Origin of the sequence: Synechococcus sp. F70.1 (assembly GCF_047502745.1) — a bacterium.
Taxonomy (GTDB): Bacteria; Cyanobacteriota; Cyanobacteriia; order Thermostichales; family Thermostichaceae; genus Thermostichus.
In genome coordinates this window covers 40,153-46,875 of record NZ_JANSJL010000038.1, presented here as the reverse complement: position 1 = coordinate 46,875, position 6,723 = coordinate 40,153, and the positions used below count along the sequence as shown (strand labels likewise).

General features: G+C 56.6%; 7 protein-coding genes and 1 pseudogene. 5 read left to right on the top strand and 3 right to left on the bottom strand.

All coding sequences use genetic code 11. The annotated features are described in order from the left end of the window. The 3 genes and pseudogenes from NW860_RS03200 to nuoK form a co-directional block, all read left to right on the top strand. A pseudogene (locus tag NW860_RS03200) lies at window positions 1-244 on the top strand (TPM domain-containing protein); the annotation flags it as partial. A gap of 105 nt (window positions 245-349) precedes the next feature. Further along, window positions 350-958 (top strand): NADH-quinone oxidoreductase subunit J, encoded by a 609-nt coding sequence (locus tag NW860_RS03195; RefSeq protein ID WP_414394032.1) that lies wholly within the window; start codon window positions 350-352, stop codon window positions 956-958. A 45-nt stretch (window positions 959-1,003) separates the two neighbouring features. Continuing rightward, entirely contained in the window at window positions 1,004-1,309 is a 306-nt protein-coding gene (nuoK, locus tag NW860_RS03190; protein WP_414394380.1) for an NADH-quinone oxidoreductase subunit NuoK, read from the top strand. Between the two features lie 136 nt (window positions 1,310-1,445). On the opposite strand, the gene metE is transcribed toward nuoK, so the two are convergent. Both metE and NW860_RS03180 read right to left on the bottom strand, forming a co-directional pair. Next, the gene (metE, locus tag NW860_RS03185) at window positions 1,446-3,689 is read right to left on the bottom strand and encodes a 5-methyltetrahydropteroyltriglutamate--homocysteine S-methyltransferase (RefSeq protein ID WP_414512345.1); all 2,244 of its coding nucleotides are present in this window, start codon (window positions 3,687-3,689) and stop codon (window positions 1,446-1,448) included. Between the two features lie 121 nt (window positions 3,690-3,810). Further along, window positions 3,811-4,341: a low molecular weight protein-tyrosine-phosphatase gene (locus NW860_RS03180; RefSeq protein WP_414411367.1), complete on the bottom strand. Its 531-nt coding sequence runs from the start codon at window positions 4,339-4,341 to the stop codon at window positions 3,811-3,813. Window positions 4,342-4,489: 148 nt separating this feature from the next. Between NW860_RS03180 and NW860_RS03175 the strand changes: the two genes are divergently transcribed. Both NW860_RS03175 and NW860_RS03170 read left to right on the top strand, forming a co-directional pair. Then, window positions 4,490-4,738 (top strand): hypothetical protein, encoded by a 249-nt coding sequence (locus NW860_RS03175; RefSeq protein ID WP_414404903.1) that lies wholly within the window; start codon window positions 4,490-4,492, stop codon window positions 4,736-4,738. Between the two features lie 27 nt (window positions 4,739-4,765). Further along, window positions 4,766-5,416, top strand: a complete 651-nt coding sequence (locus NW860_RS03170) for an ABC transporter ATP-binding protein (RefSeq protein WP_414404902.1) — start codon at window positions 4,766-4,768, stop codon at window positions 5,414-5,416. Here NW860_RS03170 and NW860_RS03165 read toward each other — a convergent pair. Further along, window positions 5,407-6,501, bottom strand: coding sequence for a murein hydrolase activator EnvC family protein (locus NW860_RS03165; protein WP_414512342.1), 1,095 nt, complete (start codon window positions 6,499-6,501; stop codon window positions 5,407-5,409). The two genes, NW860_RS03170 and NW860_RS03165, sit on opposite strands and share 10 nt — an antisense overlap. Window positions 6,502-6,723 lie beyond the last annotated feature (222 nt).

Genomic DNA, 6,723 nt, shown 5'->3' with positions numbered 1-6,723 from the left:
CCTCTATTGCCCCCGGTGTCAAGCTCTCACCCTTGACCTCACCACCCAGGTTCTCAGGGAAGCCACCTATTCCTCTAGCGGCTTGAAGCTGGAAATCCTGAGCTGTCCTATCTGCGGGTACCGCAGCGAGCGAGAGGTGGTCATCCCCGAGCTCAGCGACACAGACACAGATTCAGACTTCGGTGGAGATTCAGACTTCGGTGGCGGTAGCAGCAGCGGCGGCGGAGCAGGCGGCAGTTGGTGAGACCTGACTCTAGGGATTTCTCTATGGATTGAACAAGGGAGTTGGGCTTTTCCTCAGTCCGCCAGGGCAGTACAGTGGTAAGGGAGCAGCGATAGAGAAGATCCCATGACCCTTGCAGAAGGCGTACAACTGGTTAGCTTTGGGGTGCTCTCGGCAATGGCCATTGGCTTTGCCCTGGGAGTGGTTTGGGCCCCTAACATCGTCTATTCCGGCTTTCTCTTGGGGGGCGTTTTCCTGAGCATAGCCGGGCTGTACCTTCTCTTGAATGCCGATTTTGTGGCTGCCGCCCAAGTTTTGATCTACGTCGGCGCCGTCAACGTACTGATCCTGTTTGCCATTATGCTGGTGAACCGGCGCTACACCTTTGCCCCTCTGAAGCTGGGCTGGCTGCGCAATGGAGTGACAGCGGCAGTGTGTTTGGGTCTGTTTGCCCTGCTTACGGTGATGGCCTTCAACACTCCTTGGCCTCTGCAGCCAATCCAGCCTCTAAGCAGCGCTATGGTGATCGGGGGGCATTTCTTTAGCGATTATCTGTTGCCGTTTGAGCTGGCCTCCGTTCTGCTGCTGATGGCGTTGATCGGGGCCATTGTGCTGGCGCGTCGCGAGTTTGTCGTTCCCCAAGCCCAACAGGGGGATCTCAGCTTGCTGGAGCGGGCCCGGCCCCAGCTTGAATCGGAGTCAGAACGGCAAGCAGAGCTAGTGAGCACCCGTTAGAGCTGGTCTCATACCCCTCTCTACCCATCGGAGTCTCTTGCGATGTTGCAACTGCAGTTTTTCTTGGTAGTAGCAGCGATCCTCTTTTGCATTGGCATCTATGGGTTGATCGTTAGCCGCAATGCCATTCGGGTGCTGATGTCCATTGAGCTGATGCTCAATGCGGTGAACCTCAACTTTATGGCCTTCTCCAACTTTGTCGATTCAGCTCTGATTCGCGGCCAGGTGTTCTCGGTGTTTGTCATCACCGTGGCTGCTGCTGAGGCCGCTGTAGGCTTGGCCATTGTGCTCGGGATCTACCGCAATCGCGCCACCATTGATATGGAGAGATTTAACCTGCTTAAGTGGTAGCCTATCAAGCTAGCGCCAGAAGGACGTCCACCGTTAGCCCTTGCCAACTGAATAGCAAAGTAGAGGCGGTGTAGTGGCCTGTAGCAGAACCCTCTAGCTTGCCACCACCGCCTTCTCTCTATGGCGGCAAGCCGTTTTACTGGGCTGAGGAAGAGATTTCTTCCCGCAGCGTTTTTGCTGCTGCCACCATGTTCTTCAAAGCAGGGATGACCTCCTCCCAGCGGCGGGTTTTCAGTCCACAGTCAGGATTTACCCAGATTTGCTGCAGTGGCAGAAGCTCCATAGCGGTCTTCAGTTGTTGAACGATCTGCTCCACAGTGGGTACTACCGGGCTGTGGACATCGTAAACTCCATTCCCCACTTGATGTTGGTAGCCTGCCTCCGCAATTTGTCGCAGGGTTTCGTTGTTGCTGCGGCTATTTTCAATGGACAGTACATCTGCATCCAAGCGCTGAATGTGGGGCATGATGTCACCAAACTCTGAGTAACACATGTGGGTGTGAATTTGGGTTTCCGGCTTAGCAACGCCTGCAGTCAAGCGAAAAGCATCCACTGCCCAAGATAAGTATTCGTCCCAACGTTCTTGCTTTAGGGGTAGACCCTCCCGCAGGGCTGGCTCATCAATTTGCACCATCTTGGCGCCTGCAGCCTCCAGGTCAGCCACCTCATCCCGCAATGCCAAAGCAATTTGCATTGCCTGCTCCCGTCTTGGGAGATCGTCCCGTGCAAAAGACCAGTTCAATAGGGTTACGGGCCCTGTTAACATCCCTTTTACAATTTTCGAAGTCAGGGATTGGGCCACACGAAACTCCCGCACCGTCATGGGCTGGCGGCGTGCCACGTCACCATAGATAATGGGTGGACGTACGCAACGGCTACCGTAGCTCTGCACCCAGCCGTGTTCTGTAAAGGCAAAGCCTTCTAGCTGTTGCCCGAAAAACTCCACCATATCGGTGCGCTCGAATTCCCCGTGAACCAAAACGTCTAGCCCCACCTCCTCTTGCCACCGGATGCAACGGGCAATTTCCGCATCAATGGCTGCTTCGTACTCCGCCTGAGTGATCTCACCCCGTTTGCGCTTGACCCGCAGTTGTCGTACTTCCTCAGTTTGGGGAAACGAGCCAATGGTGGTGGTGGGCAAAAAGGGCAGTTGAGGCTGCAGAGGGCGGCGTTGGTCGTAGGGTAGAGCACGCTCCAGGCTTTGGGGGGTTATCTGGCGAACTCGCTCCCGTACAGTTGGATTTGGGGGGCTAAACTGGGCAAATTCCTGCCACTGGGCTTCAATGACAGCCAGTTGCTCTTGGGCTGCTGAACCTCCCTGGGCCAGGAGGACAACTTCCTCTAGCTTCTGTTCTGCAAAACTCAGCACTTGACGCAGAGGAGTGGGCAGGTGGGTTTCCCGTCGGGCATCATAGGGCACAAATTGCAAGGACGCAGAAGGCTGAATTCGCAAATTGGTGGTAACCTTTTGGATGCTCTCTAGGATAGAAAGCACCCGCTGGGGACGAATTTTCCAGACGTTGCGCGCATCAACCAGACCCACGCCCAATTGCTTGCTCGGGGGAAAGCCATATGTCTGCAGAAGTTCTAAATTGTTCCCCCGCGTAAAATCTAGACCAATGCCTGCCACTGGCAATTCCACAACCCAGGGATAGGTGTTCCCCAAGTCGTCAAAATAGGTTACAAGGTGAATTGGAACCTCCGCAGTGGCCAATTGGGTATACGTGGTTGTAATTGCTTCTCTTAGGGCTTCTGCTCGGCTTGTAACTAAGATTGGCTCGTGGAACTGCACTTCAGTAACGCCACGCGCAGCGAGCTGCCTCAGCAACTCAGCATACAAGGGCAGTAAACGATGCAAATGCTCTTGCAAACTTCCCTTGAGGCGACTCAGGCAAAGTAGGGTTACGGGGCTAAGAATGATGGGAACAGCTCTTTGTCCCAGAAGGCTTTGTGCTTGGTTAACTACTTCCAGGAAACTAGAAAAATCCGCTTTAGGTTGAGTATCCTCGTCGATCTCTGGCACTAGGTAATGGTAGTTGGTATCAAACCACTTGGTCATTTCCAGGGCCGGGATGTTCTCTTTCCCTCGGGCCATGGCAAAGTACTGATCAAGACCTGACAAGTGGCGAAACCGCTTGGGGATCAGTCCCAAAAATACAATCCAGTCCAGAACTAAGTCATAGAGAGAAGTGTCCCCAATACCGATATGGTCAATACCTGCATCTTTCTGGGTTTGCCAGTTGGCCAACATCACCTGTTGCAGGCTTTGCTGGAGACTAGTCGCGTCAGATTTTTGACTCCAAAAGGACTCCAGTGCCTTCTTCAGCTCACGATTTTTACCAATTCGGGGGTAACCCAAAGTTGCTGTGGGAGAGGTCATAGCTCCACCCTTACAAAAAGTACACTTCCGGCTGGTAAAGAATTTCCTGCGAGGGACTGGTTGTTGTAGAGAAGCTCCTAGGCATTAGCTGACCATTCTAGGGCTTACCTAGCAAGCCTGTCTATGCAGCAGGAGGGGATGCAGAAGGCTGAGAAGGCTGGGTTGGCAACGGCGGGCATTGGATCCCAGGGATTAGCGACTCTAGGAGACCGCTGCAGGCATCCCAAAGTAGCTCGATGACATAGTGAAACCCAGCCTCGCCCCCATAGTACGGGTCTGGAACTTCTTCATCGGTGTGAGAGCGACAGTAGCTGCAGATTAGGCGCACCTTCTCGGCGTATTTCCTCTGGGGATCTAGGCTCAGGATATCTCGGTAATTTTGCCGATCCATGGCCAGGATCAAGTCGAACTCCCGCAGATCCAGAGGATGGATTTGGCGGGCCCGGCCCTGCAGCTCTAGCCCGTAGCGCTGGGCAACCTGACGCATGCGCCGATCCGGTGGGCTGCCAATGTGATAGGCGGCTGTCCCTGCCGAGTCACAAAGGATGGCTCCTTCGTAGCCGCTGCTGCGCAGCAAGTAGTTGGTGATTCCCTCAGCAGCGGGAGAACGGCAGATGTTGCCCAGACACACGAACAAAAGCTTTTGGGTCATGAGTGACAGCAGTGAGCGTTTTCCCTTGTATTATCTCGCGGAAGTAGGCAGGGGCGGAGAAAACCTCCTCCCGAATCTTGTTGGGTTTGGGCGGCAGCAGAGTGGATTCTTGGCCAAAATGGAGCTAGTTCCGCTGGTTAAGTCCTCTATGCCAGATGCCACTCACTACCCCCATCCTCAGGATGTGGCCAATCTTATTCTCTACCTGCAAACGGAGCTGGCTCTGTTTGAACAATGGGCTGCCCAAGAAGGGATCCCACCTGCCGCCCTGCGCCCAATCGAGCGGTCGCAAGAAGCTTTGCGGCGGGCTGTGGATCAATTTGAGCTGCGGGAGTGGTACCGCGAACTCACCTATGGCTTCCGGGATCAACTTGGGCGCCTAGAAGAATGGCTTTAGTCTTCAACTCTCCCAGCTCAGGCGCCCATGTTGCAGGTGCAGCACCTTTTCTACCATCCGGCAGCCCTTCCCCAGCCGATTCTTCGCGATCTCTCCTTTGAGCTGGGCTTGAACCAGTTGGGGCTGATTGTGGGCAAAAGTGGGGCTGGCAAAAGCACCCTGCTGGAAATTTTGGCCGGCTTGGCGCGGCCCACACGCGGGCGGATTGCCTGGGGAGGAACAGAGCTCTCTCCTCAGCAGCTGCGCAGCCTGGCAGGGCTGGTGTTTCAGTTTCCTGAGCGGCACTTCTGTGGCCTGACGGTGCTGGAAGAAATGCGCTTTGGCCACCCGGAGCTGACCCCAAAGGAAGTTGAGAACGCCCTCAAACAAGTGGGACTAGAAGGGATCCCTCTCCAGAGCTCCCCCAACCGCCTCAGTGGCGGGCAACAGCGGCGCCTGGCCTTGGCGGTGCAGCTTGTTCGCGGCCCCCTTTTGCTGCTGCTGGATGAGCCGACAGCGGGGCTAGATTGGTCGGTGCGACAGCAGGTGATCGAGCTGTTGGCCCGGCTGAAATCCACTTGGACGGTGCTGGTGGTTTCCCACGACCCAGAGGAGCTGTCTGCTATTGCCGATGTGCGCTGGCTTTTGCAGGCGGGATCCCTGCAGCCCCTGCCGGCAGAGGCGTTGCTCTACAGATAGCGGCGGGGATCGACCGGCTGGCCGTTGACTCGCACCTCAAAGTGAACGTGGGGGCCGGTGGAAAGGCCAGTGGAGCCGGAAGCAGCAATGACTTGCCCGCGCTGAACCTTTTGGCCTACCCCTGCGGTGATGCGGCTGTTGTGGGCGTAGAGGGTCGTGATACCGCCGCCGTGGTTGACAATGACCGTGTAGCCGTAGCCGCCGTACCAGCCGGCGTAGATGACGGTGCCTCGGTCTGACGCTCTCACGGGGGTGCCAGTGGGCACACCAAAATCGATCCCGGTGTGGAAGCGGCGGATGCCATAGATGGGGTGAACCCGCCAGCCAAAGCCGCTGGTGATCGGCCCGTGCACCGGTGGGATCAGCCGGCCTGTTCCCTGAACAGGATCCCTGCCCCCTCGCTGCTGAGCCTGTTGGGCGATCAGGTATTGGATGAGACGGGTCAGCTGTTGGGAGTCGGCTTCCAGACGCCGTTGGGCTGCCTCGTAGGCAGCACGCTCTTTGGCCAAGCGGCTTATGAGCTGCTCTTGGAGGGCAGCCTGCTGCTGCAGTTGGTTTTTCTGAGCCGCCAGCTCCTGCAGGATTAGGGAGATCTCGTTGCGCTGCGCCTCCAGGGCAATGCGCTGTTGCTCCACCTCCTTGGCCATCGCCTGCAGCTTTTGGATTAACTGCCGATCCGCCTCGATCAACAGTTGCAATTGGTGGCGGCGGTCAAAAAACTCGTTGAGGTCACGGCTGGTGAGCAGCAAAGCCCACCACTGTTCAGATCCCTGCCGCTGCATGTAGCGTAAGCGGGCAGCCGTACCCCGTTGCTGCCGTCTCAGGCGCTCTTCCAGCGCCTGCAGCTCTTGCTGCGCTTGCTCTAGCCCTTTCTGGGCTTGCTCCAGCCGGTATTGGTTGTCCCGCAGGCTAACTTCGGTCTGTTGAAGGTTTCGCTGCAGGGATCCCATGCGCCGGCGGGCTTCTTCTTCGGCTTGGCGCAGCTCCCCAAGACGGCGCCGGGTGCGCTGGATTTGCTGTTGGATGTGCTGCTGCCGCTGTTGCAGTTGGTAGACACTCTGCGCCTGCGATGGAGCAACCCTCATCCATCCTCCCCACAGCAGGAGGGCCAGCAACCCCAGAATTGCCCATGCCTTTAGGCTGCTTGCCTTCCTCCTGAGACTCATCGCTCCCCCCACTCTCAGCAGCTACCGCCCCTAAAGATACCAAGGGCGGTCGTTTGCGACCTATCAGGCTACTGGCTGGTAAGGCAAAACCGGGCTCCAGTGCAGAAAATGGTGGTAAACCTAAGCTGGGCAACTGCAAAA

Coding starts and splice junctions, on each gene's coding strand:
- NW860_RS03195 (WP_414394032.1), top strand. CDS start 350: ATGACCCTTGCAGAAGGCGTACAACTGGTTAGCTTTGGGGTGCTCTCG.
- metE (WP_414512345.1), bottom strand. CDS start 3,689: ATGACCTCTCCCACAGCAACTTTGGGTTACCCCCGAATTGGTAAAAAT.
- NW860_RS03180 (WP_414411367.1), bottom strand. CDS start 4,341: ATGACCCAAAAGCTTTTGTTCGTGTGTCTGGGCAACATCTGCCGTTCT.
- NW860_RS03175 (WP_414404903.1), top strand. CDS start 4,490: ATGCCAGATGCCACTCACTACCCCCATCCTCAGGATGTGGCCAATCTT.
- NW860_RS03170 (WP_414404902.1), top strand. CDS start 4,766: ATGTTGCAGGTGCAGCACCTTTTCTACCATCCGGCAGCCCTTCCCCAG.
- NW860_RS03165 (WP_414512342.1), bottom strand. CDS start 6,501: ATGAGGGTTGCTCCATCGCAGGCGCAGAGTGTCTACCAACTGCAACAG.